This is a genomic window from Streptomyces sp. NPDC053542 (assembly GCF_044544685.1).
GTDB lineage: Bacteria > Actinomycetota > Actinomycetes > Streptomycetales > Streptomycetaceae > Streptomyces.
In genome coordinates, this window is the sequence record NZ_JBITXL010000002.1 from 549,963 (window position 1) to 574,829 (window position 24,867).

Annotated in this window: 18 protein-coding genes; 7 read left to right on the forward strand and 11 right to left on the reverse strand. The window is 70.0% G+C overall.

Annotated features, from left to right (window positions below):
• The first annotated feature begins 302 nt into the window (after positions 1–302).
• Both ACIGXO_RS06730 and ACIGXO_RS06735 read left to right on the forward strand, forming a co-directional pair.
• Positions 303–965: a response regulator transcription factor gene (locus ACIGXO_RS06730; RefSeq protein ID WP_030261220.1), complete on the forward strand. Its 663-nt coding sequence runs from the start codon at positions 303–305 to the stop codon at positions 963–965.
• 159 nt (positions 966–1,124) lie between these two features.
• Positions 1,125–2,387, forward strand: coding sequence for a ribonuclease D (locus ACIGXO_RS06735; protein ID WP_399781286.1), 1,263 nt, complete (start codon positions 1,125–1,127; stop codon positions 2,385–2,387).
• 132 nt (positions 2,388–2,519) lie between these two features.
• Here ACIGXO_RS06735 and ACIGXO_RS06740 read toward each other — a convergent pair whose 3' ends face one another.
• Positions 2,520–3,224 carry a PepSY domain-containing protein gene (locus ACIGXO_RS06740; protein WP_399781288.1) on the reverse strand — a complete coding sequence of 235 codons (705 nt, stop codon included), beginning with the start codon at positions 3,222–3,224 and terminating at the stop codon, positions 2,520–2,522.
• Positions 3,225–3,464: 240 nt separating this feature from the next.
• On the opposite strand from ACIGXO_RS06740, the gene ACIGXO_RS06745 reads away from it, so the two are divergent.
• The 3 genes from ACIGXO_RS06745 (at position 3,465) to ACIGXO_RS06755 (ending at position 7,508) form a co-directional block, all read left to right on the forward strand.
• Positions 3,465–4,682 (forward strand): thiolase family protein, encoded by a 1,218-nt coding sequence (locus ACIGXO_RS06745; RefSeq protein ID WP_399781291.1) that lies wholly within the window; start codon positions 3,465–3,467, stop codon positions 4,680–4,682.
• Positions 4,679–6,808, forward strand: a complete 2,130-nt coding sequence (locus ACIGXO_RS06750; protein ID WP_399781293.1) for a 3-hydroxyacyl-CoA dehydrogenase NAD-binding domain-containing protein — start codon at positions 4,679–4,681, stop codon at positions 6,806–6,808. Before ACIGXO_RS06745 ends, ACIGXO_RS06750 begins: the two co-directional genes overlap by 4 nt.
• 214 nt (positions 6,809–7,022) lie before the next feature.
• Positions 7,023–7,508: a hypothetical protein gene (locus ACIGXO_RS06755; RefSeq protein WP_399781296.1), complete on the forward strand. Its 486-nt coding sequence runs from the start codon at positions 7,023–7,025 to the stop codon at positions 7,506–7,508.
• A gap of 21 nt (positions 7,509–7,529) precedes the next feature.
• Here the strand turns inward: ACIGXO_RS06755 and ACIGXO_RS06760 are convergent, their stop codons facing one another.
• On the reverse strand, positions 7,530–8,279 hold the full coding sequence (locus tag ACIGXO_RS06760) for a Clp protease N-terminal domain-containing protein (RefSeq protein WP_399781299.1): 750 nt from the start codon (positions 8,277–8,279) through the stop codon (positions 7,530–7,532).
• A gap of 108 nt (positions 8,280–8,387) precedes the next feature.
• On the opposite strand from ACIGXO_RS06760, the gene ACIGXO_RS06765 reads away from it, so the two are divergent.
• The gene (locus tag ACIGXO_RS06765; protein ID WP_399781967.1) at positions 8,388–8,792 is read left to right on the forward strand and encodes an NTP pyrophosphohydrolase; all 405 of its coding nucleotides are present in this window, start codon (positions 8,388–8,390) and stop codon (positions 8,790–8,792) included.
• Positions 8,793–8,799: 7 nt separating this feature from the next.
• Here ACIGXO_RS06765 and ACIGXO_RS06770 read toward each other — a convergent pair whose 3' ends face one another.
• The 9 genes from ACIGXO_RS06770 to ngcE all read right to left on the reverse strand — a co-directional run bounded on the left by ACIGXO_RS06770 (position 8,800) and on the right by ngcE (position 21,001).
• Complete coding sequence (locus ACIGXO_RS06770) at positions 8,800–10,302, reverse strand: amino acid permease (protein WP_399781302.1); 1,503 nt, start codon at positions 10,300–10,302, stop codon at positions 8,800–8,802.
• A gap of 168 nt (positions 10,303–10,470) precedes the next feature.
• Entirely contained in the window at positions 10,471–12,420 is a 1,950-nt protein-coding gene (dxs, locus tag ACIGXO_RS06775) for a 1-deoxy-D-xylulose-5-phosphate synthase (RefSeq protein ID WP_399781304.1), read from the reverse strand.
• Between the two features lie 210 nt (positions 12,421–12,630).
• Positions 12,631–13,926: a sugar ABC transporter permease gene (locus tag ACIGXO_RS06780; RefSeq protein ID WP_399781307.1), complete on the reverse strand. Its 1,296-nt coding sequence runs from the start codon at positions 13,924–13,926 to the stop codon at positions 12,631–12,633.
• Entirely contained in the window at positions 13,923–14,726 is an 804-nt protein-coding gene (locus tag ACIGXO_RS06785) for an ATP-binding cassette domain-containing protein (RefSeq protein ID WP_399781310.1), read from the reverse strand. The genes ACIGXO_RS06780 and ACIGXO_RS06785 overlap by 4 nt, the downstream gene beginning before the upstream one ends.
• 123 nt (positions 14,727–14,849) lie before the next feature.
• The gene (locus tag ACIGXO_RS06790; RefSeq protein WP_399781313.1) at positions 14,850–15,941 is read right to left on the reverse strand and encodes a substrate-binding domain-containing protein; all 1,092 of its coding nucleotides are present in this window, start codon (positions 15,939–15,941) and stop codon (positions 14,850–14,852) included.
• A 201-nt stretch (positions 15,942–16,142) separates the two neighbouring features.
• Positions 16,143–17,342 carry an ROK family protein gene (locus ACIGXO_RS06795; RefSeq protein WP_399781316.1) on the reverse strand — a complete coding sequence of 400 codons (1,200 nt, stop codon included), beginning with the start codon at positions 17,340–17,342 and terminating at the stop codon, positions 16,143–16,145.
• 248 nt (positions 17,343–17,590) lie between these two features.
• Positions 17,591–18,574, reverse strand: coding sequence for a carbohydrate ABC transporter permease (locus ACIGXO_RS06800; protein WP_399781319.1), 984 nt, complete (start codon positions 18,572–18,574; stop codon positions 17,591–17,593).
• On the reverse strand, positions 18,574–19,497 hold the full coding sequence (locus ACIGXO_RS06805; RefSeq protein WP_399781322.1) for a carbohydrate ABC transporter permease: 924 nt from the start codon (positions 19,495–19,497) through the stop codon (positions 18,574–18,576). Before ACIGXO_RS06805 ends, ACIGXO_RS06800 begins: the two co-directional genes overlap by 1 nt.
• Positions 19,498–19,558: 61 nt before the next feature.
• Positions 19,559–21,001, reverse strand: coding sequence for an N-acetylglucosamine/diacetylchitobiose ABC transporter substrate-binding protein (ngcE, locus tag ACIGXO_RS06810; RefSeq protein ID WP_399781325.1), 1,443 nt, complete (start codon positions 20,999–21,001; stop codon positions 19,559–19,561).
• Positions 21,002–21,423: 422 nt separating this feature from the next.
• Here ngcE and ACIGXO_RS06815 point away from each other — a divergent pair, with 422 nt between their 5' ends.
• Positions 21,424–24,810: a GH92 family glycosyl hydrolase gene (locus ACIGXO_RS06815; RefSeq protein WP_399781328.1), complete on the forward strand. Its 3,387-nt coding sequence runs from the start codon at positions 21,424–21,426 to the stop codon at positions 24,808–24,810.
• Positions 24,811–24,867: the final 57 nt, after the last annotated feature.

Below are 24,867 nucleotides of genomic sequence, written 5' to 3' on the forward strand. Positions count from 1 at the left end.
CCGCCGGGGGGGGCCCCGGGGGGGCGGTCCCGGGTTTTTTTGCCCGGTCTTTTTGGGGGTACCGGGCCCTTTCCCGCCGGGGGGCCCCCCCGGGGGGGGGGGGGCCCCCGCGCGGCGTTCATATGCCGTCCTGACCTCGATCACCCATCCGATTTGCCCGAATTGCCCAAACTAAATCGTGATCAAACTCTAAAGTCCGGCCGGATTACTGCCGAAGAGGTCTGTGACCCTTCAAACACGGGAGCACTCCGGCTCACTCCCCTGAAGCCGGCTTCCGTCCCCGCCACTCCCCAGGAGGCCCGGTGTCTGTTCTCCTCGAGCAACCTTCGAGCCTGGTCGCCTACCGCCCGAACAAGCCGACGGCCATGGTCGTCGTGGCCGACCCGCGCGTCCGCTCCACCGTCACCCGCCACCTGTGGGCCCTCGGAGTGCGCGACGTGATCGAGGCATCGTCCATCGCGGAGGCCCGCCCCCGCGTCGGCAACCCGCGCGACATCTGCGTGGCCGACGTCCACCTTCCCGACGGCTCCGGCCTCACCCTGCTGTCCGAGACCCGGGCGGCGGGCTGGCCCAACGGCCTCGCGCTCTCCGCCGCCGACGACATCGGCGCGGTACGCAACGCCCTCGCCGGCGGCGTCAAGGGCTACGTCGTGACCGGCACCCGTACCAACCTCGGCATCCCGGGCCGCCCCGGCGCCGCGCCCATCGGCGCGGGCGCGGCCCGCATGCACCGCCGCCCGCCCGGCGCCCCCGGCCACCCCGGCGGGTACCGCGAGCTCTCGGGGCGCGAGGTGGAGGTCCTGAGACTGGTCGCCGAAGGCCAGTCGAACAAGGCCATCGGCGTCTCGATGGGGCTCTCGGCCCTCACGGTCAAGAGCCACCTCGCCCGCATCGCCCGCAAGCTCGGCACGGGCGACCGGGCCGGCATGGTCGCCGTCGCGCTGCGTACCGGGATCATCCACTGAGTAACCGGACCCCGGGGTCCTCCACCGGCTACCGGGACCACCCATGGAGGCCATCCGGCCGCCCGTCCGCCCCACCCATTGAGCCTTTACATACGCACAGCGTCCGTCGAGGGAACGTTCCCTCGGCGGACGTGGTGCATACACCGATACCCTTGACTGGTGACCGACGCCCAAAAGACCGCAGAAGACTCGACACTGCGAACCCCCGGGGACGCAACGGAAGACCCCCGGCCGGCGCCGGTTCCGCTTCTCGAACCCCGCGAGGGCATCCCGCCCGTGACCGCGACCGACGAGGACCTCGCGCAGGTCGTCGCGGCCTTCGCCGCGGGCAGCGGCCCGGTCGCCGTGGACGCCGAGCGGGCCTCCGGGTACCGCTACGGCCAGCGCGCCTACCTGGTACAGCTGCGCCGTGAAGGGGCCGGCAGCGTCCTGATCGACCCGGTCGCCTGTCCCGATCTGAGCGCGCTGGGCGAGGCCATCGCCGACGCCGAGTGGGTACTGCACGCGGCGACCCAGGACCTGCCCTGCCTGCGCGACATAGGGATGCTCCCCGCCTCGCTCTTCGACACCGAGCTGGCCGGACGGCTGGCCGGCTTCGCCCGCGTCGGCCTCGGCGCGATGGTGGAGAACGTCCTCGGCTACGCGCTGGAGAAGGGCCACTCCGCGGTGGACTGGTCCACCCGCCCGCTGCCCGAGCCCTGGCTCCGGTACGCGGCGCTGGACGTGGAGCTGCTGGTCGACCTGCGGGACGCGCTGGAGGAGGAGCTGGACCGGCAGGGGAAGCTGGACTGGGCCCGGCAGGAGTTCGCGGCGATCGCCGCTGCCCCGCCGGCGCCGCCCCGCAAGGACCCCTGGCGCCGCACGTCCGGCATGCACAAGGTGCGGCGACGGCGGCAGATGGCGGTCGTACGGGAGCTGTGGACGGCCCGCGACCGGGTCGCGCAGAAGCGCGACGTCTCGCCGGGCAAGGTGCTGGGGGACGCGGCGATCGTGGAGGCCGCGCTGAACATCCCGCCGAACACCCACGCACTCGCCGCGCTGCCCGGCTTCGGCCACCGCATGGGCCGCCGGCAGCTGGAGCAGTGGCAGGCGGCGATCGACCGGGCGCGGGCGCTGCCCGAGTCCGAGCTGCCGCAGCCCGGCCAGCCGCTGAACGGTCCCCCGCCGCCGCGTGCCTGGGCCGACAAGGACCCGGCCGCCGCCGCCCGGCTGTCCGCGGCCCGTACGGCGGTGACCGCGCTCGCCGAGGAGCTGCGGCTGCCGCAGGAGAACCTGATCACGCCGGACACGGTGCGCAGGGTGTGCTGGGAGCCGCCGGAGCCGACTTCGTCGGCGGTTTCCGAGGCGCTGGCGGGGTACGGTGCGCGGCCTTGGCAGGTCGAGCTGGTGACTCCCCTGCTGGTGGAGGCGCTGTCCGCCTGAGCGGCGGGATACCGCCCCGGGCCGCGTGCGATGTGCGTACGGCCCGGGGGCGGCTCACCCGTTTCGTCGTGGGGAGCACGGCCTCCGGCCGCGCTGTCCTCAAACGCCGGACGGGCTTGATTCTGTGCTGGTTCAGTCCTTGTCGACGTGCGTGCGGAGCACCTTCTTGTTGGTCGCGTCGATGTCGTACGTCGTCTTGTTCCAGTCGTTGGTGGTGACGACGTCGACGGACCAGATCACCTTGCCCTGGTCGTTGTCGTCCAGCTCGACCGAGCTGACCGTGCCCTTCTTCTTGTCCGTGGCCACCTTGGCCGCGTCCTGGGCGGTGACCGTGGCCTTCTTGAGCCGGGCGGCGAGCTTCTGCTTGTCCTCGCTGTCCGCGTCGGTGTCGGTTCGGGGCTTGGCCGCCTTCCCGGAGACCGCGTCGACGATGACCTCGCTCTTGGCGCCGTCGGAGGTGGCGACCTCGGTCTCCCACTCCGGCTTGCCGTCCATCCCCTTCTTCAGTTCGGCCTTGACCGGCTTGGAGCCGGACACGGCGGCGGTGGCGGCCGACAGCGCCTTGTCGTAGGTGATCTTGGCCTTGGGGATGAGGGCCTTGCGCTCGGCCTGGTCCGCGGTGAGCTTGCCGGTCGCGCCGGGAGAGGCGGTGGCGCCGGCGGACTTGCTCCCGGACGCCGGCGGGGACGACGTACCGCCGTCACCGCCGCTGCTGTTGTCGTCGCCGCACCCGGCGAGCAGCCCGCCCGCCAGGGCGAGGGCACAGACCGCGCCGGCCGCACGGAGCTCCGCCGTACGGTTCCGCCGCGCGAGCATTCCCCTTCGCTTCGTATCCATGGGAGGCAGAGTAGGGGCGATACGTCCCCTTAAGTCCGCGACGCAGCGAAGAGCGGCCGATGCCACCCGGATCGCGCCAAGTCCCGGAACGCCCCCGGAGCATCAGCGGGTGAATGTGACGTTCGCCGCTCCGGCCGAGGGGGCTGGGCAGGTTGGTTACCCGCAAGTAGCATGACGGTGGGCAGCGCGCCATGAGTGCGCCCCGCAGCAGTGCCACCCCGCACCTGGAGGAGAGCCAACGTGCCTCGTACCGCTAGGGACGTCGTCTTCGTCGACGGCGTCCGCACCCCGTTCGGCAAGGCGGGCCCGAAGGGCATCTACCACGAGACCCGCGCCGACGACCTGGTCGTCAAGTGCATCCGGGAGCTGCTGCGCCGCAACCCGGATCTGGATCCGGCCCGCATCGACGAGGTCGCGCTCGCCGCGACGACCCAGATCGGCGACCAGGGCCTGACCCTGGGCCGGACCGCCGGAATTCTGGCCGGTCTGCCGCAGTCCGTACCCGGCTTCTCGATCGACCGGATGTGTGCGGGTGCGATGACCGCCGTGACGTCCATCGCGGGCGGCGTGTCCTTCGGCGCGTACGACATCGCCGTGGCCGGCGGCGTCGAGCACATGGGCCGCCACCCCATGGGCGAGGGCGTCGACCCGAACCCGCGGTTCGTCAGCGAGAAGCTGGTCGACCAGTCCGCCCTCTTCATGGGCATGACGGCGGAGAACCTGCACGACCGCCTGCCGCACATCACCAAGCAGCGCGCCGACGAGTACGCCGTGCGCAGCCAGGAGAAGGCGGCCAAGGCGTACGCGGACGGGAAGATCCAGGCCGACCTGGTGCCCGTCTCGGTCCGCCGCACCAACGCCGAGGCCGGCGAGACCGGTTGGGGCCTGGCCACGGCCGACGAGCCGATGCGTCCGGGCACGACCCTGGAGAGCCTGGCGGGCCTGAAGACCCCGTTCCGCCCGCACGGCCGGGTCACCGCCGGTAACGCGGCCGGCCTGAACGACGGCGCCACCGCCTCGCTGATCGCCGCCGAGGACGTGGCGCGCGAGCTGGGCCTGCCGGTCAAGATGCGCCTGGTGGACTACGCGTTCGCGGGTGTCGAGCCGGAGGTCATGGGCATCGGCCCGGTCCCGGCGACCGAGAAGGCGCTGGCCAAGGCCGGTCTGACGATCGACGACATCGGTCTGTTCGAGATCAATGAGGCATTCGCCGTTCAGGTGCTGTCGCTTCTTGACCACTACGGCATCGCCGACGACGACCCGCGCGTCAACCAGTACGGCGGCGCCATCGCGTTCGGCCACCCGCTGGCCTCCTCCGGTGTGCGTCTGATGACGCAGCTGGCGCGGCAGTTCGAGGAGCAGCCGCACGTCCGCTACGGCATCACCACCATGTGCGTCGGCTTCGGCATGGGTGGCACCGTGATCTGGGAGAACCCGCACTTCGAGGGGAACAAGTGACTACTACCGCAGAGCTTCTGAAGGGCGCGGCCGAGCTCTTCCCCGACGAGGTCGTGACCCAGGCGCACGTGCGCCACCTCGACCTCCCGCAGGGCGCGGGCCGCTTCGCGCTCATCACGCTGGACAACGGCTTCGACCACACCAAGCCGACCACCTTCGGGCCCCAGTCGCTGGCGAACCTCAACGTCGCCATCGACCAGGTCGAGAAGGAGGCCGCGGACGGCGAGATCGTCGGCGTCGGCATCACCGGCAAGCCGTTCATCTTCGCCGTCGGCGCCGACCTCAAGGGCGTCGAGCTGCTGAAGAGGCACGAGGACGCGCTCGCCATCGGCAAGGGCGGCCACGACGTCTTCAAGCGGCTGTCGCAGCTCGCCGTGCCGACCTTCGCGTACTACAACGGCGCGGCCATGGGCGGCGGCGTCGAGGTCGGTCTGCACTGCAGCTACCGGACCGTGTCGAAGGCCGTCCCGGCCTTCTCGCTGCCCGAGGTCTTCCTCGGCCTGGTGCCCGGCTGGGGCGGTTGCGTACTGCTGCCGAACCTGATCGGCGCCGACCGCGCCGTGAGCGTCATCATCGAGAACTCGCTCAACCAGAACAAGCAGCTCAAGGGCCAGCAGATCTACGACCTGGGGATCGCCGACGCGCTCTTCGAGGGCGCGGACTTCCTGGAGCAGTCGCTGATCTGGACCGCGTCCGTCCTCAAGGGCGAGACCGAGGTCGTACGGGCCGAGCTGGACCGCGGCGACGCCTGGGACCAGGCCGTGGCGCGCGGCAAGGCCATCGCCGACGGCAAGGTGCACGGCGCCGCTCCGGCCGCGTACCGCGCGCTGGACATCATCGCCAAGGCCAAGAACGGCGACCTGCGCCAGGGCTTCGACGCCGAGGACCAGGCCCTCGCGGACCTGATCATGGGCGGCGAGCTGCGCAGCGGCATCTACTCGTTCAACCTGGTGCAGAAGCGCGCCAAGCGCCCGGCCGGTGCGCCGGACAAGAAGCTGGCCCGCCCGGTCACCAAGGTCGGCGTGGTGGGCGCCGGCCTGATGGCCTCTCAGCTGGCGCTGCTCTTCGCGCGCCGCCTGGAGGTGCCGGTCGTGCTGACCGACATCGACCAGGCCCGGATCGACAAGGGCGTCGAGTACGTCCACGGCGAGATCGACAAGCTGCTGCTCAAGGGCCGCGTCAACCAGGACAAGGCCAACCGCCTCAAGGGCCTGGTGACCGGCGTCCTGGACAAGGCGGACGGCTTCGCGGACGCGGACTTCATCATCGAGGCCGTGTTCGAGGAGATGGGCGTCAAGCAGCAGGTGTTCGCGGAGGTCGAGGCGGTCGCCCCGGCGCACGCCATCCTGGCCACCAACACCTCCTCGCTCTCCGTCTCGGAGATGGCGTCGAAGCTGAAGCACCCCGAGCGGGTCGTGGGCTTCCACTTCTTCAACCCGGTCGCGATCCTGCCGCTGCTGGAGATCGTGCGCGGCGAGAAGACCGACGACGCGTCGCTGGCCACGGCCTTCTCGGTCGCCAAGTCGCTGAAGAAGACGGCCGTCCTGTGCAAGGACGCCCCGGCGTTCGTCGTGAACCGCATCCTGACCCGCTTCATGGGCGAGATCCAGAACGTCATCGACGAGGGCACCCCGGTCGCCGTCGCCGAGAAGGCCGTCGAGCCGCTCGGCCTGCCGATGTCGCCGCTGGTCCTGCTGGAGCTGGTCGGCCCGGCCATCGGCCTGCACGTCTCGGAGACCCTGAACCGCGCCTTCCCGGACCGCTTCAAGGTCTCGCCGAACCTGAAGGCCGTCGTGGACGCCGGCAAGCGCGGCTTCTACGTGTACGACTCGGGCGCGCCCGAGCTGGACCCGGAGGTCGCGGCCCTCCTCCAGCAGGGCGACACGGTCCTCACCGAGGAGCAGACCCGCGACCGCGTCCTGGACGCCGTCGCGCAGGAGATCGGCCTGATGCTCGACGAGGGTGTCGTCGCCGAGGCGCAGGACATCGACCTGTGCCTGATCACCGGCGCCGGCTGGCCCTTCCACCTGGGCGGCATCACGCCGTACCTGGACCGCGCGGGCGTCTCCGAGCGCGTGAACGGCAAGAAGTTCCTGGCCCCGGGCGTCGCGAGCGTGCCCGCGTAACGCGGCCGCACACGCCCCCACGGGCGAACTGCCCCGGCACCATCCCTCAGTGGTGCCGGGGCAGTTCTTTGTGTGCGGGTGCGACGGCTCGCCGCTCCCCTGGGTGCGTTAGCGAGGCGTTAGCCGTACGGCGGTGGATCACCAGCAGCGGCCGACATTGTTGTTCTCACGCACCGGAACACCACGTCGAGAAGAACCGAGAACGGGGACGAACATGCCGCACCGCACCACCCGCCGCCACGCCCGCAAGGCCGCCGCCGCCATGGTGATCACCATCGCCGCGCTCGGACTCACCGCCTGCCAGCAGGGCGGCACCGACGCCTCGTCCGCCCCCTCCCCCACGACCTCGGCCTCGGCCCCCTCCACGCACGCCACGCAGTCCCCCACGGCCCCGGACAGGACCGCACCGAGCGCCACCGCGGGCACCGCGACGAGTACCGCCACGAAGTCCGGCGCGCGCTGCACGGACCGGATCAACTACGCGGGCGACCCGAGGCCCAACGCCGAGATCAACTCCATCGGCGCGGAGACCGGCCACTGCCCGGCGCCGCAGAAGGGCGGCACGCCGTCGGGCACCCCCAAGAAGCCCGACGTGAGCTGCACGGACCAGGTGAACTACGCGGGCGACCCCCGGCCCAACGCCGAGATCAACACCATCGGCGAGAAGACCGGCTACTGCCCTCCGGTGCGGCAGCGGTGAGCTCGGGGGTGTGACTGCCCGTCACTCGGGCCGGCGGGATGCCATGAGGGCCTCCAGGGCCTCCGTGACCCATTCCTCGGTGGCCTGCTTGGTGAGGCCGAGGGTGGTCAGTACGCCGTCGCCGTCCTCCTGTTCCAGCAGGGCGAGCAGGATGTGCTCGGTGCCGATGTAGTTGTGGCCGAGGCGCAGGGCCTCGCGGAAGGTCAGTTCCAGGGCCTTCTTGGCCGCGGCGTCGAAGGGGATGAGGGCGGGGACGTCGCCGTCGGTGGCCGGCGGCAGGGCGGCGGTGGCGGCCTCGCGCAGGGCCTCGGGCGTGCTGCCCTGGGCGGCGATCGCCTTCATCGCGAGCCCCTCCGGTTCGGCGAGGAGGCCGAGGAGCAGGTGGCCGGTCCGGATCTCGGTGTGGCCGGCCGCCTTGGCCTCGTTCTGGGAGGTGACGACGACGTTGCGGGCGCGCGGCGTGAAGCGGCTGAAGCCCTCGTTCGGGTCGAGGTCCGAGGTCGCCGGGCCCTTCGGGACGAAGCGCTTCTGGGCGGCCTGCTTGGTGACGCCCATGCTCTTGCCGATCTCCGTCCAGGACGCGCCGGAGCGGCGGGCCTGGTCCACGAAGTGGCCGATCAGGTGGTCGGCCACGTCGCCGAGGTGGTCGGCGGCCAGTACCGCGTCGGTGAGCTGGTCGAGGGCGTCGGTGTGCACCTTCTTGATGGCCTCGATCAGGTCGTCGAGGCGTACCGGATGCGTGCTGCGTACGGGTTCCACGGAATCTGCCATGCGTCAACGGTAGGTTGACGATGGTCGGGGCGTCAACCCCAGGTTGTCGATTTGCGGGGAACGATCTCCACGGCGTCCGTGGGGTGCCACGATGAACGCATGACAGTGATGACGACTCTGATCGTCGACGGCGCGAATGTCGTCGGCTCCGTGCCGGACGGCTGGTGGCACGACCGGCGGGGCGCGGCCGAGCGGCTGCGCGACGGCCTCGTGGCGTACGGCGAGAGCGGGCTGCCCGGCCTCGCGGACCCGCCGGTGGAGCTGGTGCTCGTCGTGGAGGGCGCGGCGCGCGGCGTGGCGAGCGTCGCCGGCGTACGGGTCGAGTCGGCCGACGGCAGCGGCGACGACCGCATCGTCGAACTGGTCGCGGCCCGGCCCGAGGGGCAGGCGTGCGTGGTCGTGACGGCCGACCGCGGGCTGCGGGCCCGGGTGGAGGCGCTGGGCGCCCGGGTGGCGGGCCCCCGTTCCGTACGCCCGGCAGGCACCGGCGGCCGCCGGGCGTACGGCAGATGAGGAGCCGTCAGCCGCGGCGGCCCATCCGGCTGTGCGACCGCCCGTACACGAAGTAGAAGGCGAGCCCGACGGCCATCCAGATCGCGAACCGCAGCCAGGTCTCCGCCGTCAGATTGACCATCAGCCACAGGGACGCCAGCACCGACAGGACCGGCACCAGCGGCACCAGCGGGGTACGGAAGGAACGCGGCAGGTCGGGGCGGGTGCGGCGGAGAATCATCACGCCCAGCGCCACCACGACGAAGGCGAACAGCGTGCCGATGTTGACCAGCTCGGCGAGGACGTCGATGGAGGTGAAGCCGGCCACCACGGCGACCACCACGCCGAGCGCGATCGTGGACCGGTAGGGCGTACCGAAGCGCGGGTGGACCGTGGAGAACACCCGCGGCAGCAGTCCGTCGCGGCTCATCGCGAAGAAGACCCGGCTCTGGCCGAGCAGCAGGATCATGCTGACCGAGGTGAGGCCGACGGCCGCGCCGAAGCTGATCAGGCCGGCCCAGAAGGGGTGCCCGATGTCCTTGAAGGCGTCGGCGAGCGGCGCGTCCGTGGACAGCCTGCTGTACTTCTGCATGCCGGTGACGACGATGGACACGGCGACGTAGAGCACCGTACAGATGACCAGCGAGCCGAGGATGCCGCGCGGCACGTCGCGCTGCGGATTGCGGGCCTCCTCGGCGGCGGTGGCGACGATGTCGAAGCCGATGAAGGCGAAGAAGACCACGGCGGCGGCCGCGAAGATGCCCATCGCCCCGAAGTTCGCCGGGGTGAAGCCGAACATCAGCTGGACCAGCGGCGCCTGCCAGCCGCTGCCGCCCTCGCTGGGCACGGAATCCGGTACGAACGGCTGGTAGTTCGAGCCGTTGATGAAGAACGCGCCGACCGCGATGACGATCAGTACGACGGTGACCTTGACGCCCACGACCACCGCGGTCACCCGCGAGGACAGCTTCATGCCCGCGACCAGGATGGCCGTCAGGACGAGCACGAGGATGCAGGCCAGCAGGTCGAACCCGAACTGCCCTTCGTGCGTACCGGAGAGGCCCGCCGGCAGCTGTACGCCCGCGGAGTCCAGCAGCGAGCGGATGTAGCCGGACCAGCCCACCGACACCACCGCACAGGCCAGCGCCAGCTCGAGGACCAGGTCCCAGCCGATGATCCAGGCCGGGAACTCGCCCAGCGAGGCGTAGGAGAAGGTGTACGCGGAGCCGGCGACCGGGACGGTGGAGGCGAACTCGGCGTAGCAGAGGGCGGCCAGCGCGCAGACCACACCGGCGACGATGAAGGAGAGGGCGACCGCCGGGCCCGCCGTCTCCTTGGCGATCTTGCCGGTGAGGACGAAGATCCCGGTGCCGATGATCACCCCGACGCCGAAGACCGTGAGGTCCAGCGCGGACAGTGACTTCTTGAGCGCGTGCTCGGGCTCCTCGGTGTCGCGGATCGACTCCTCGACCGTCTTGGTGCGGAAGAGGCCGCGGCGGCGGCCCTCCTGATCCGGCAACGAACTGCTCATGGGCGAACCTCCGGGCGACCGTCTATGAATCCCCAACTGACCGAGTCTCGGCAATAGCGGGGAAAGGTCACCGACGGCGTGCCCGAAGGCGCCACAGATCACTCGATATGCGGAGGGACCGGCCCGCACCCGGAGGAGTGCGGACCGGTCCCTCCGGCGTCAAACCGGTCAGTCCTGGGCGACCTGGGCCGGCTCGGCGGCCGGCGCGTCCTCGGTGTCCGCGGTGTCCTCGTAACGGCCGTCGATCTTCGCGACCAGGCCGGTGACCTGGCGGGCGATGTCCGGCGCGGTGAGGCCGATCTCCGCCAGGATCTCCTTGCGCGACGCGTGGTCGAGGAACTTCTCGGGGATACCGAAGTCGCGCAGCGGCACGTCCACGCCCGCGTCCCGCAGCGCCTGTGCGACGGCGGAGCCGACGCCGCCGGAGCGGATGTTGTCCTCGACCGTGACCACGACGCGGTGGCGGTCGGCCAGGCCCGGCAGGGCCGCGTCGACCGGCTTGACCCAGCGCGGGTCGACGACGGTCGTGGAGATGCCCTGCTTGTCCAGCAGATCGGCGATCTCCAGGCACATCGGGGCGAGCGCGCCGACGGAGACCAGCAGCACGTCGGGCTTCTTGACGTCCTTCGCCGGTGCGCGCAGCACGTCCATGCCGCCGATCCGGCCCACGGCCTCGACGGCCGGGCCGACCGCGCCCTTGGAGTAGCGCACCACGGTCGGCGCGTCGTCGACCTCGACGGCCTCGCGCAGCTGGGCGCGTACCTGGTCGGCGTCGCGCGGCGCGGCGATCCGCAGGCCGGGGACGACCTGCAGCAGCGACATGTCCCACATGCCGTTGTGCGAGGCACCGTCGGTGCCGGTGACGCCGGAGCGGTCCAGGACGAAGGTGACGCCGCACTTGTGCAGCGCCACGTCCATCAGGACCTGGTCGAAGGCGCGGTTCAGGAACGTCGCGTACAGCGCGAAGACCGGGTGCAGGCCGCCGGTGGCCAGGCCCGCCGCGGAGACCGCGCCGTGCTGCTCGGCGATGCCCACGTCGTAGATCCGCTCGGGGAACGCCTCGGCGAACTTCTTCAGGCCGACCGGCTGCAGCATCGCCGCGGTGATCGCGACGATGTCCTTGCGCTCCCGGCCGAGCTTGACCATCTCCTCGCCGAAGACGGAGGTCCAGTCGGCGCCGGAGGCGGAGACCGGGAGGCCCGTGTCGGGGTGGATCACGCCGATGCCGTGGAAGCGGTCGGCCTCGTCCTGCTCGGCGGGCTCGTAGCCGCGGCCCTTCTCGGTCAGGCAGTGCACGATGACCGGCCCGCCGAAGCGCTTGGCGCGCTGCAGTGCGGACTCCAGCGCCTCCATGTCGTGGCCGTCGATCGGGCCGACGTACTTCAGGCCCAGGTCCTCGAACATGCCCTGCGGGGCGATGAAGTCCTTCAGGCCCTTCTTCGCGCCGTGCAGCGTCTCGTACAGCGGCTTGCCGACGACCGGGGTGCGCTCCAGCAGGTCCTTGCCGCGGGCCAGGAAGCGCTCGTAGCCGTCGGTCGTACGGAGCGTGGCGAGGTGGTTGGCCAGGCCGCCGATGGTCGGCGCGTACGAGCGCTCGTTGTCGTTGACGACGATGACCAGCGGGCGGTCCTTGGCGACCGCGATGTTGTTCAGCGCCTCCCAGGCCATGCCGCCGGTGAGCGCGCCGTCGCCGATCACCGCGACGACGTGGTCGTCCTTGCCGCGCACCTGGTTGGCCTTGGCCAGCCCGTCGGCCCAGCCGAGCACCGTGGAGGCGTGGCTGTTCTCGATGACGTCGTGCTCGGACTCGGCGCGCGAGGGGTAGCCGGACAGGCCGCCCTTGGCACGCAGCTTCGAGAAGTCCTGGCGGCCGGTCAGCAGCTTGTGAACATAGGACTGGTGACCGGTGTCGAAGAGGACCTTGTCCTGGGGCGAGTGGAACACACGGTGCAGGGCGATGGTCAGCTCGACCACGCCGAGGTTCGGGCCGAGGTGTCCGCCGGTCTTGGAGACGGCGTCGACCAGGAACGTCCGGATCTCCGCCGCGAGCTGCTCGAGCTGCTCCGGGCCGAGCCGGTCCAGATCGCGCGGTCCCCTGATACGGGTCAGCAGAGCCACCCGTGCCTCCTTGTGCGTCGAGCTGTTTTCCGGACCTTCGCTACCGGTCCGAGCTGATCGAGCTTGCCGATCAGACGAGTCTAATGTTCCGCGCGCCGCGGCTGTGCCCGGGCCGTGCGAGGAATGTCACGCATATGGCCCCTGCCCGCAGGGAACCGGGCAGGGGCCGTGACGGCGGCCCGCGCGTGTCAGATTTCCGTGGCAGAGCTGTTACGTGCGGCCGGCCGTTTTCTGGGTCCGCCGGGAGACCGAGTCGATCACGACGGCGGCCAGCAGCACCGCGCCCGTGATCATGTACTGGATCTCGCTGGCCATGCCCAGCAGGTTCAGGCCCTGCTGGATGGACTGGATCACCAGCATGCCCAGCAGCGCCGACCAGATCTTGCCGCGGCCGCCGAAGAGGCTGGTGCCGCCGATGACCGCCGCGGCGATCACGTTCATCAGCGTGTTGCCCGCGCCGAGGTTCTTCGTGGCACCGCCCTGCAGGCTGGCGATGAAGAGCCCGCCGAACACGGCCAGCATCCCGGAGATCGCGAAGACCGTGATCCGGACCTTGTCGACATTGATGCCGGCCCGGCGGGCGGCCTCCGCGTTGCCGCCGACCGCGAAGATCTGCCGGCCGTAGCTGGTACGGCGGACCACGAAGTCGGCGACGACCAGGACGGCCAGGAAGACGACGAGGGCGAGCGGCAGGCCGCGCGCGCCGGCCGGCTCGTTGAGCACGTACGCGACGACGAAGGCGATCACCGCGACCACGGCGGTACGCAGGCCCACCTCGCTCAGCGGCCGCGAGGGCAGCCCGGCGGCCTTGCGCCGCTTGGTGTCCAGCAGCAGCGAGCCCGCGTACGCGAGGACCGCGACCAGCGCCAGCCCGTACGCCGCGGCCTTGTCCTCGAAGTAGTAGCCGGTGAGGTAGGCCACCACGCTGTCGTCCGGCGTGTTGATGGAGCCTTCACTGCCCATCAGCCAGATCTGCAGGCCGCTCCAGCCGAGGAAGCCGGCCAGGGTGACCACGAAGGCGGGCACGCCGATCTTGGCGAAGAAGAAGCCGTGCAGCGTGCCGATGAGGAGACCACAGGCGAGGGCGATCAGTACGGACAGCCAGTCGTTCAGGCCGTTGCTGACGCTGAGCACGGCCCAGACCGCGGCGCCGACGCCCGCCACCGAGCCGACCGAGAGGTCGATCTCGCCCAGCAGCAGGACGAAGACGATGCCGACGGCCATGATGCCGAGGCCGGAGGTGTAGACGCCGATGTTGGCGAGGGAGCCGGCCGACAGGAAGCTGCTGGTCTGCAGCTGGAAGATGACCGCGATGACGATCAGGCCGAGGACGACCGGGAGCGAGCCCAGCTCGCCGCCGCGCATCCGCCGGGTGAAGTCGGTCCAGTACCCCTTGAAGCCCTGCTCGCGGACGAGCAGGCGGGGGTCGACGGCCGCGGCCGGGACGGCGCCCTGGTCCGCCGGGGCGCCCGCCGCGCTCTCGCTCTTGGTGAGGTCGCTGCTCATGACGCGCCCTGCTCCTTCTTGACCTGGTCCGTGCGGGCCTTGCGGCGCGTGACGGCGTTGTCCGAGGCGCCGGTGATCGCGGCGATGATCTCTTCGTGGGAGGTGTCCGCGACGGGGAAGACGCCGTTGTTGCGGCCGAGGCGCAGCACCGCGACGCGGTCCGCGACGGCCTGCACGTCGGCCATGTTGTGGCTGATGAGGATGACGCCGTGGCCGCGCTCGCGGAGCCGCTCGACGAGGTCGAGGACCTGCGCGGTCTGCTCGACGCCGAGCGCCGCGGTCGGCTCGTCGAGGATGACGACCTTGGGGTCGCCGATCAGCGCGCGGGCGATGGCGACGACCTGGCGCTGGCCGCCGGAGAGCGCCGCGACGGGGATGCGGACGCTGGGGATGCGGATGGACAGGGTGTCCAGCAGCTCCTTGGCGCGCTTCTCCATGGCTATCTCGTCCAGCACGGAGGCGCGGCGCAGCTCGCTGCCGAGGAAGAGGTTGGCGACGACGTCGAGGTTGTCGCAGAGCGCGAGGTCCTGGTAGACGGTGGCGACGCCGAGCTCCTGGGCGTCGTGCGGCCGGTTGATGCGGACCGGGCGCCCCTCCCACTCGATGGCGCCTTCGTCGATGGGGTGGACCCCGGCGATGGTCTTGACGAGGGTCGACTTGCCGGCGCCGTTGTCGCCGACCAGGGCGACCACCTCACCGGCTTCGATCTCCAGCGTGACGTCCGTCAGCGCCTGGACGGCGCCGAACCGCTTGGAGACCGAGCGCAACGCCAGCACGGGCGCAGCGGACACGTGAATCATCTCCTTCGCCGCCTGTCGGGCGGGAATGGTGCGTACGAGGCTGCCCGGCGGCCCGCGCCTCTCGCGGGCGCGGGCCACGGGCCGGGGCGGGCGCGCACCGTCCGGCGCGGGCCGCCCGAGGGGTTACTTGATGCCGGCTTCCTCGCACGCCTTCTTGTAGTCCGCGGTGCAGAGCTGGCTCGCCTTGTAGACCTTGTCCTTGATGATCGTGTCCTGGATGTCGCCCTTGGTCACGATCTGCGCGTCGTACAGCTTCGCCGGGATGCCCTTGACCTCGCCGCTGAGGCTGTCGACCTTGTCCGGGGTGAGGGAGCCGAGCTTCTCGCCCTTGAGGAGCTTGACCGCGACCTCCGCGGTGGTCTCGGCCTGCGGCTTGATCTGCTTGTAGATGGTGAAAGCCTGCTCGCCCTTCAGGATCCGCTGCAGACCGGCCAGCTCGGCGTCCTGGCCGCCGACCGGGACGTCGACCTTGCGCTGCTTCAGCGCGGTGATGATGCCGCCGGCCATGCCGTCGTTGGCGGAGTAGACGCCCTGGAAGCCGTCCTTTCCGACCGCGTCGATCGCCGAGTTCATCTTCTTGTTGGCCTCGTCCGGCGACCAGTCCGGGATGTCCTGCTCGTAGACGACCTTCTTGACCTGCTTGTCGAGGACCGTGTGCGCGCCCTTCTTGAAGAAGGGGGCGTTCGGGTCGGTCGGCGAGCCGTTGATCATGACAACGTTGGCGTTCTTGGCGTCGCTGCCCAGCGCCTTGACCAGGCCCTCGCCCTGGAGGCGGCCGATCTTCTCGTTGTCGTAGGACACGTATGCCGAAATGTCGCCCTCGGCGAGGCGGTCGTACGCGACGACCTTGACGCCCTTCTTGGCGGCCTGGTTCACCCAGGACTTGGTCGCCTTGAAGTCGACCGCGTCCAGGATGATGACCTTGACGCCCTGCGTGATCAGCGCGTCGAACTGCTTCTTCTGGGTCTCGGTCTCCTGCGCGGCGTTGTTGTACTTCACGACGCAGTCCGAGCAGAGCTCTTCGATCTTCTGCTCGATGAACGGGCGGTCGAAGGTCTCGTAGCGCGTGGTCTTGTTCTCCGGCAGCAAGAGGCCGATGGTCTTCTTGTCACCACCGCTGTCGTCGCCGCTGCCGGCCTTGCCGCAGGCGGCCACGGTCGCGGCCATGGAGACCGCGGTGGTGGCTATGACGACGCGACGCACAAATGCGTTCATGGGGATGGCCCTCCCTGACATGGCCGCGTCCTTGCGGCCGAGGTGCTTGGAGTCAACTCGGCCGCTCGCGGGGCGTCAAGGAGTAAATCCTTAACGAGATGACAACGGTGCCATCCGTTAGCTGTGTGAACTCAGAGTGCGCCCCAGCAGTGCTGGGGCGCCTCTTTCGCTTCAGACAATGGCGGGTCGGGCCGTGCCGGGTCAGGCGATGGCGGGAGCGTCCGCGGCGACCGTGCCGTCCAGCAGCGTGGAGTCCCCCATCTCGCTGAGCACCAGCGCCAGCGCGCCCAGCACCTCGGCCCGGCCGCCCAGCGTGCCCGGTACGACGCCGAGCTGACGCGCCGCACTGGGGATGGCGTACCGCGACACCGACTCGCGGATCGGCGCGAGCACCAGCTCCCCGGCCTCCGCCAGATCGCCGCCGAGCACCACCCGGCTCGGGTTCAGCAGATTGCACAGGTTCGCCACGCCGCTGCCGATGTGCCGGCCGACGTCCGCGATGACCCGGCGGCAGCCCGGGTCGCCGTCGCGCGCCAGCTGGACGACGTCCGGCATGGTGAGATCCGGGCCGTGACTCGGCTGGAGCAGCGGCAGTACGTACCGGGCCGAGGCGAAGGTCTCCAGGCAGCCGCGGTTGCCGCAGCGGCACACCGGGCCCGACTCGTCCAGCGTGATGTGCCCGATCTCGCCCGCCGTGCCGCCCGGGCCGCGGTAGATCTGCCCGCTGATCACCAGCCCGGCGCCGACGCCGGTGGCCACCTTGATGTACGCGAGGTCGGCGGCGCCCCGCCCGGCGCCCCACACCAGCTCGCCGAGCGCGCCGAGGTTGGCGTCGTTGTCGACGTGCACCGGCACGCCGAGCCGCTCCGACAGCTCCTCGCCGGGGTTCGTGCCGGACCAGCCCGGCAGGATCGCGGTCGAGCCGAGCGTCCCGGAGACCACGTCGATCGGGCCCGGCACGCCGAGGCCCACCCCGACGACCTTGGACCGGTCGATGCCGGTGGTCTCCACCAGCCGGCTCACCAGCTGCTCGGCCCGGTCGAAGCCCTCGGCGGCCGAGGCGTCCACGTCGATCGGCTCGGACTCCTCGGCGAGCACTTGGTGCGCGAGGTTGCCGACCGCCACCCGCAGATGGCTGTGGCCGAAGTCGACGCCGACCACGACGCCCGCGTCGCCGGAGAGCGAGACGGAGCGGGCCCGGCGGCCGCCCGCCGAGGTGGGCGTGACCTCCACGGTCCCGCCGTCCTTCAGCTCCCGCACGATGTTGGAGACCGTGGCCGCCGACAGCCCGGTGGTCCGGGCGATCTCCGCCTGGGTGAGCGATCCCGCCATCCGTACGGCACGCACGACCCGTTCAAGATTGGCCCGGTGCAGCGAGGACTGCGACCCCGGAGTCTCCATCGACTCATCCACTCCCGCCTGCCGCGGGCGGCACGACGACCGCCCGCCGGCCGGGCCACACCAATGGGGCCCGGCTTGTCTCCAACATGTGAATCTAAGCTGAGCCGCCCGGGTCCGCTCCCGTCAAGTCCTCGACCGCCGCGGGGCGGATATCCACGCACGACGGCCGACACGGGGCGTGGACACACCCCAGGGCCTCCCGCCGCGGACACCGGCGGGAGGCCCCGGAAAGACCGGCGGTCTGCGGGCTACTTCACCGCCCCCGCGGTCAGCCCCGCGACCACCTGGCGCTGGAAGACGATGTACGCCGCCAGCACCGGCAGCATCGCGATGGTCAGGCCCGCGAACAGCCCCGACCAGTCGCCCTTGTACCCCTGGCTGACGGCCAGCGCGACCAGGCCCTGGGTCAGCACCTTCTTGTCGGGGTCGCCGACGTTGAGGACCGTCGGCAGCAGGTACTGGTTCCACTGCCCCAGGAAGTTGAAGATGCCGACGCTGATCAGGCCGGGCTTGGCCATCGGCAGCATGACCTGGAAGAACGTCCGCGCGTGCGAGGCGCCGTCGATGAGCGCGGCCTCGGCCACCGAGGACGGCAGCGTGCGGAAGAACCCGCTGAGGAAGAAGACGGTGAACGGCAGCGAATAGGCGATGTAGACCAGGATCAGGCCGTGGTACGTGTCCAGCAGCGCCATGTTCTTCATGACGAAGAACAGCGGCACCAGCGCCAGGATCACCGGGAAGCCCATGCCGCCGACGAACAGGAAGTAGATGAAACGGTTCCCGGGGAACTCGAAGCGGGCGAGTACGTACGCGGCCATCGAGCCGAGCAGCATCGTGCCGACCAGCGAGCCGCCCACCACGATCAGCGAGTTGCCGAAGTACTGGGCCATGTTGGCCTTTTCCCAGGCCCGCGCCCAGTTCTCGAAGTGCAGCGCGGAGGGCAGCCCCCACGGCGAGCCGAAGATCTCCGAGTCGTCCTTGAACGAGCTGACCACGGCCCACAGCAGCGGCATGGTGACGAGGACGCCCCAGATCACCAGCACGCCGTGCGAGAAGACGTTCAGGACGCCGCCCTCGCTGCCGCCCTTCCTGCCCCGGCCGGCACCGCGGCCGGCCGGCGCGTGCGGCTCCGGTGCCGCGCCGCCCGCGCCCGTACCGCCGCCCTGCGCGAGGTCCTGCGCGGAGCCCTTCGTGACGCCCTGGAGCTCAGGGGGATCGGTCTGTGCGGTCATCAGAACTCCAGTCGCTCTCGACGGCCCAGCCGCATGACGACGGCCGCGAAGATCAGGGTGACGATGAGCAGCGAGACGCCGATCGCGGTGGCGTAGCCGGCCTGACCGTCACGGAAGGTCTTCTGGTAGACGTACAGCGGCAGTACTTCCGTCGAGTAGTCCGGGCCGCCCGGGCCGACGCTCATGATCTGCACGAACGCGAAGGCCGACACGTCCAGGGCCAGGATTCCCATGTAGATCCAGCCGGTCTGCACGGTGTCCCAGAGCAGCGGCAGGGTGATGCGGAAGAACGTGTTCGCGCGGCCCGCGCCGTCCAGCAGCGCGGCCTCGTAGAAATCCTTCGGAATGGAGCTCATGCCGGCGGAGAAGAGGACCACGTAAAAACCCACGTTGGCCCACACCATGGCGCCCATGACGCACCACAGCGCGAGCTGCGGGTCGCCCAGCCAGTCCGGCTGAACGGAGTCCAGGCCGACCGCGGAGAGCGCCGAATTGAGCGCGCCGCTCTCCGGGTTGTACGCGAACTGGAACAGCAGAGCGACGATCGGCACCGACAGCACCTGCGGGAAGAAATAGAGAATCTTGTACGTGCCCGAGCCGCGCACCCCGCCGATGACCGCCTTTTTCGTGCGGCGGCCACCGACGTTGAGCATGAACGCGAAGAACAGCGCCAGCGAAATCGTCACCACCGGCAGCAGCAGAAGCAGGGTCACACTGTTGCCCACCGCGGACCAGAACACGCCGTCCTGGAAGAGCCGCGCGTAGTTGTCGAACCCGACCATCCCGAAATCGGAACTGAGACCCGTCCAGTCCGTGAAGGAGTAGTAGATCGCCTGCACGAACGGGGAGATCACGAAGACCGCGTAGATGGCCAGCGGAAGGATCAGGAACCCGGCGATGAAACGGTATTTACCGTGCTGCATGACGTACGATCCCGTTCTTGTCCTGCGGCGGCTGCCGCTGGTGACACAGCGAATTCGTCGGTCAGCGCTTGTACTTCTTCACGCTGGGGTCCTTGCGGGTCTCGTCCGCATACTTCTGGATCTTGTTGATGGCCTCGGCCGGCGTCAGCCGGCCGGCCATCATCTCGCCGATGCAGCCGACGCCGATCTTCTCCTTCTGCAGGGCCACGTACCAGTCCTGCAGCCGGGGGTTGAGGACGTTCTTGCCGGCCTTCTCCAGGGCCTGCTGCGCGGACGACAGGCCGGGCGGCAGCGTCAGTCCCTCGGTACCGCCGTTCAGCGAGGTGAGCGAGGAGACCTGCTTCGTGAAGTTCTTGGAGGACTTCTCGCTGAGCATGATGCGCAGCAGTTCCATGCCGCCCTCGGCGTTCTTCGCCTGCTTGGGCACGATGAACGGCTCGCCGCCGGAGGCCCAGAGCGTCCCGAACGGCATCTTGTCGGAGGAGTCCAGGCTGGAGGGGGCGCCCACGGCGAGGTCGAAGTTGCCGGCCGCCTCGATCTGCTTGCTGGACTCGTTCTCCACCCAGGAGCCGTTCGGGATGAACAGCGCCTTGCCCTCGGCCCACGCCTTCTGCGACTGCAGGTGGTCCAGGCCCGGGCTGCCCTTGAGGATGTACCCCTTCTTGTACAGCTCGTAGTACGCCTCGAACGCGGCGCGCACCGCCGGGTCCTTCCACGCGCCCGGCTCCAGGTTGTCGATCCGGCGCAGCACGTCGGCGCCGCCGATCTTCGCGATGAAGGGGTACAGGCTGAACGGCACGTAGTACGGGTACTTGCCGGGATACGTCCAGCCGGCGATGCCCTTCTTCTTCGCCTTCGCGCAGAGCGCGAGCATGTCGTCCCAGGTCTCCGGGTATTCCGCGTCCAGCTTCTTGAGATTGGTCTTGGAGTACCAGACGCCGTAAACGGTGTAGGCGTAGTACAGGGTCCAGATCTCCGAGCCGCCGAACTGGCCCATTTCCACGACGCCGGGGCGCAGCGTGTCGCGTACCTTCTTGCTCGGGTCGTCGACCGAGGGGGCGTCGAGCAGCGGCGTGAGGTCCGTCAGCTGGTCCTTGCCGACCAGGGTGCTGAAGTCCATTTGCTCCGCACCGGAGTTGTCGACCAGGTCGGGCGGGTTGCCGCCGTTGAAGCGGGGCTGCAGCGTGGACTGGATCTTCTGCGTGGAGGCGTGCTTGATCTTTCCCTTGGTCTTGGGATAGGCGGCCGCGTACTGGGCCTCGGCGTCCTTGGCGTATTTGTCGCCGAAGCCGCCGTCGAAGATGACCACGTCCAGAGCCGCGCTCTCATTGACGGCGAGCGGGTTCTTCGCGGACTTGGTGCCCTTGTCGACCTTCTCCCCGCCGCCGCTGTCACCGCCGCTCGCGCACGAGGCGAGCACACTCATCGTCGGGACGGCGAACACTCCGAGCGCCACGGACCGCTTGATCAGATCGCGACGGCTGGTTTCTGAGGTGGATCCCATGCTCAAGTCCTCGCCTTCTTCCAGGACTCAGGCGGTGTACCGGAGCCACCCCGGCACCGCGGGTCAGATGAAGCTGAGTTGTACGGGATGTGCACCGGGCGCGCTAGAGATACGCAGGGAAAACGTGTGATTCCCCGCTGGTCCCCCGGTTCCGGACGGCTCGAAGCGCACAGCCATTCGGACGCCGACAGGTATAGTCCACTTCACGCAAGCGGGGCAAGATCAAAAGCAGCTTTTGCCGCCAGTCTTTCCCGAGTTGAGACCTCCGTGACATGCATGCCGACATGCGCGGATCGGACAGGGTCCATTCCCGCCACCTCTCCCGGCTCCCTTGACACCAAAGGCCGCACGCTTGTTAGTTATCTCTGCACCGCAGATATGACAACGATGTCAAAAGATGCCGGAAGAGTGGAGAAGCTCGCGTGCGGCACAGACACCTGCGTGGGATCAACCGCCCCGTCGCCCTGGCGGCGGCCGCCCTCCTGATCGTGACGGCACAGGGCGCGGCCGTGGCCGCACCCGCCACCCCCCACGCACCACCCGACGCCCCGGCGGAATTCCGCTCCTCGTTCGAGTCCGGCGAGCCGGCGCCGGACTGGCGCGACACCGCCGAAACGGGCCCCGACGGCGCCCCGAAAGCCGCCGGCGTCCACCCGGAGAGCGGCACGGCACCCGGCATGACCAGCCACGTCGACACCGGCCCCACCGACTCCCCCACGGCGAAGAAGAACGCGGGCTTCACGGGCACCCACGCGCTCCGCTACGGCGGCAGCCACACCACCGACGGCCACGGCTACGCGTACAACAAGGTCTTCGACGTCGACGTCCACGTCGATCGCGATACCGCCCTCTCCTACCGGCTCTTCCCCGAAATGGCCGGATCGGCCCGTGACTACCGCGCCACCCAGGTCGCCGTCGATCTCGCCTTCACCGACGGCAGTTACCTCAGCGACCTCGAGCCGGCCGATCAGCACGGCGCTCCGCTGACGCCGCAGGGCCAGGGCGCCGCCAAGACGCTCTACGTCAATCAGTGGAACCACCGGGAGTCACGGATCGGAGCGGTGGCCGCCGGAAAGACGGTCGACCGCATCCTTCTCGCGTACGACGCGCCCCGCGGAAGCGGCGACTTCCGCGGCTGGCTGGACGATGTGACGCTCGCGCCCAAGGCGCCCGAGAAGCGTCTCGCGCACGTCTCCGACTACGCCTCGACCGTCCGCGGCACGCACTCCAGCGGCAGCTTCTCGCGCGGCAACACCTTCCCCGCGACCGCCCTCCCCAACGGCTTCAACTTCTGGACCCCGGTCACCAACGCCGGCTCCCAGGACTGGCTTTACGAATACGCGCGCAAGAACAACGCCGACAACCTCCCCACCCTCCAGGCATTCGCCGCCAGCCACGAACCCAGCCCCTGGATGGGCGACCGGCAGACCTTCCAGGTGATGCCGTCCGCGGCCGCCGGCACCCCCGACGCCTCCCGCACCGCCCGCGCGCTCCCCTTCCACCACTCCCGCGAGACGGCGAAGCCGCACTATTACGGCGTCACCTTCGACAACGGGCTGCAGACCGAGATCGCTCCCACCGACCACACCGCGCTGATGAAGTTCACCTTTCCGGGTGATAACGCGAGCCTGATCTTCGACAACGTCAACAACAAGGGCGGCCTGACGCTCGACACCGGGAACGGCGTGGTCACGGGCTTCTCCGACGTCAAGAGCGGGCTGTCCACGGGGGCCACCCGGCTCTTCGTGTACGCCACGTTCGACGCGCCGGTCACCGCCGGCGGCAAGCTCTCCGGAGGCGGCGGCCCCGACGTCACCGGCTATCTCCGCTTCGAGCCGGGCGCCGACCGCACGGTCACGATGCGCATCGCCACGTCCCTGATCAGCGTCGACCAGGCGAAGGAGAACCTCCGTCAGGAAGTCCCGGAGAGCGCCTCCCTCGCCTCCGTACGGGACCGCGCCCGCGCACAGTGGGACGACATCCTCGGCCGCATCGAGGTCGAGGGCGCGAGCCGCGACCAGCTCACCACCCTCTACTCCAACCTGTACCGGCTGTACCTCTACCCCAACTCCGGCTCGGAGAAGGTGGACGGCAAGGTCCGCTACGCCAGCCCCTTCTCCCCCGCCACCGGCCCGGACACCCCGACCCGCACCGGCTCGAAGATCGTCGACGGCCAGGTGCACGTGAACAACGGCTTCTGGGACACCTACCGGACCACCTGGCCCGCGTACTCCTTCCTCACCCCGAAGCTGGCCGGGCAGCTGGCCGACGGCTTCGTCCAGCAGTACAAGGACGGCGGCTGGATCTCCCGCTGGTCCTCGCCCGGCTACGCGGACCTGATGACCGGCACCAGCTCCGACGTGGCGTTCGCCGACGCGTACGCCAAGGGGGTGCGCTTCGACGCGAAGGCGGCGTACGAGGCGGCGCTGAAGAACGCCACGGTCGCGCCGCCCAGCCCCGGCGTCGGCCGCAAGGGCATGAACACCTCGCCGTTCCTCGGGTACACCTCCACCAAGACCCGCGAGGGCATGTCCTGGGCCCTGGAGGGCTACCTCAACGACTTCGGCATCGCCCGGATGGGCCAGGCGCTCTACAAGAAGACCCACGAGAAGCGCTACAAGGAAGAGTCGGCGTACTTCCTGAACCGCGCGCGGGACTACGTCAAGCTCTTCGACGACAGGGTCGGCTTCTTCCAGGGCAAGGACGAGCAGGGCAACTGGCGGCTCGCGCCGGACAGGTACGACCCGCGCGTCTGGGGTTACGACTACACCGAGACCAACGGCTGGTCCTTCGCCTTCACCGCGCCGCAGGACCTCAAGGGCCTCGCCAACCTCTACGGCGGCCGCGCGGGCCTGGCGAAGAAGCTCGACACGTACTTCGCCACGCCCGAGACCGGTACCAAGGAGTTCGCGGGCAGCTACGGCGGCGTGATCCACGAGATGACCGAGGCCCGCGACACCCGGATGGGCATGTACGGCCACAGCAACCAGCCCTCGCACCACATCGCGTACGCCTACGACGCGGCCGGGCAGCCGCGGAAGACCCAGGAGAAGGTCCGCGAGGTGCTCTCCCGGCTCTACCTCGGCAGCGAGATCGGCCAGGGCTACCCGGGCGACGAGGACAACGGCGAGATGTCCGCCTGGTACGTCTTCAGTGCCCTCGGCTTCTACCCGCTGGTGATGGGGCAGCCCGAGTACGCGATCGGCTCCCCGCTCTTCACGAAGGCCACCGTCCACCTGGAGAACGGCCGTGACCTGGTCATCAACGCTCCGGAGAACAGCGCCCGGAACGTCTACGTGCAGGGCGTGAAGGTCAACGGCAAGCCCTGGACCTCCACGGCGCTCCCGCACTCCGTACTCGCCCGCGGCGGCACCCTGGACTTCGCCATGGGCCCGGAGCCGTCCCGCTGGGGAACCGGCGCGCACGCGGCGCCGACGTCGATCACCAAGGACGACAAGGTGCCGGACCCGGCCGCCGACGTGACGTCCCCGGACGGCTCGGCGCTCTTCGACAACACCTCGGACACGTCGGCGTCCTTCGGGACGGCGGCCGCCGGCCTCACGAAGGCGACCCGCGTCACCTCGTACACGCTGACCTCCTCGGCCAAGGCGGACGCGCCGGCCGGCTGGACGCTGGAGGGCTCCCAGGACGGGCGGCAGTGGACCACCGTGGACCGCCGCTCCGCCGAGTCCTTCGCGTGGGACAAGCAGACCCGCGTCTTCTCGGTCGAGCGGCCGGGCACGTACCGGCACTACCGGCTGGTCCCGGCCGGCCGGGCCACCCTCGCCGAGATCGAACTGATCTCCTGACCGCACCGCACGCCACAGGCCAGGGCCGCACCCCCGCGAACGGTGGTGCGGCCCTGT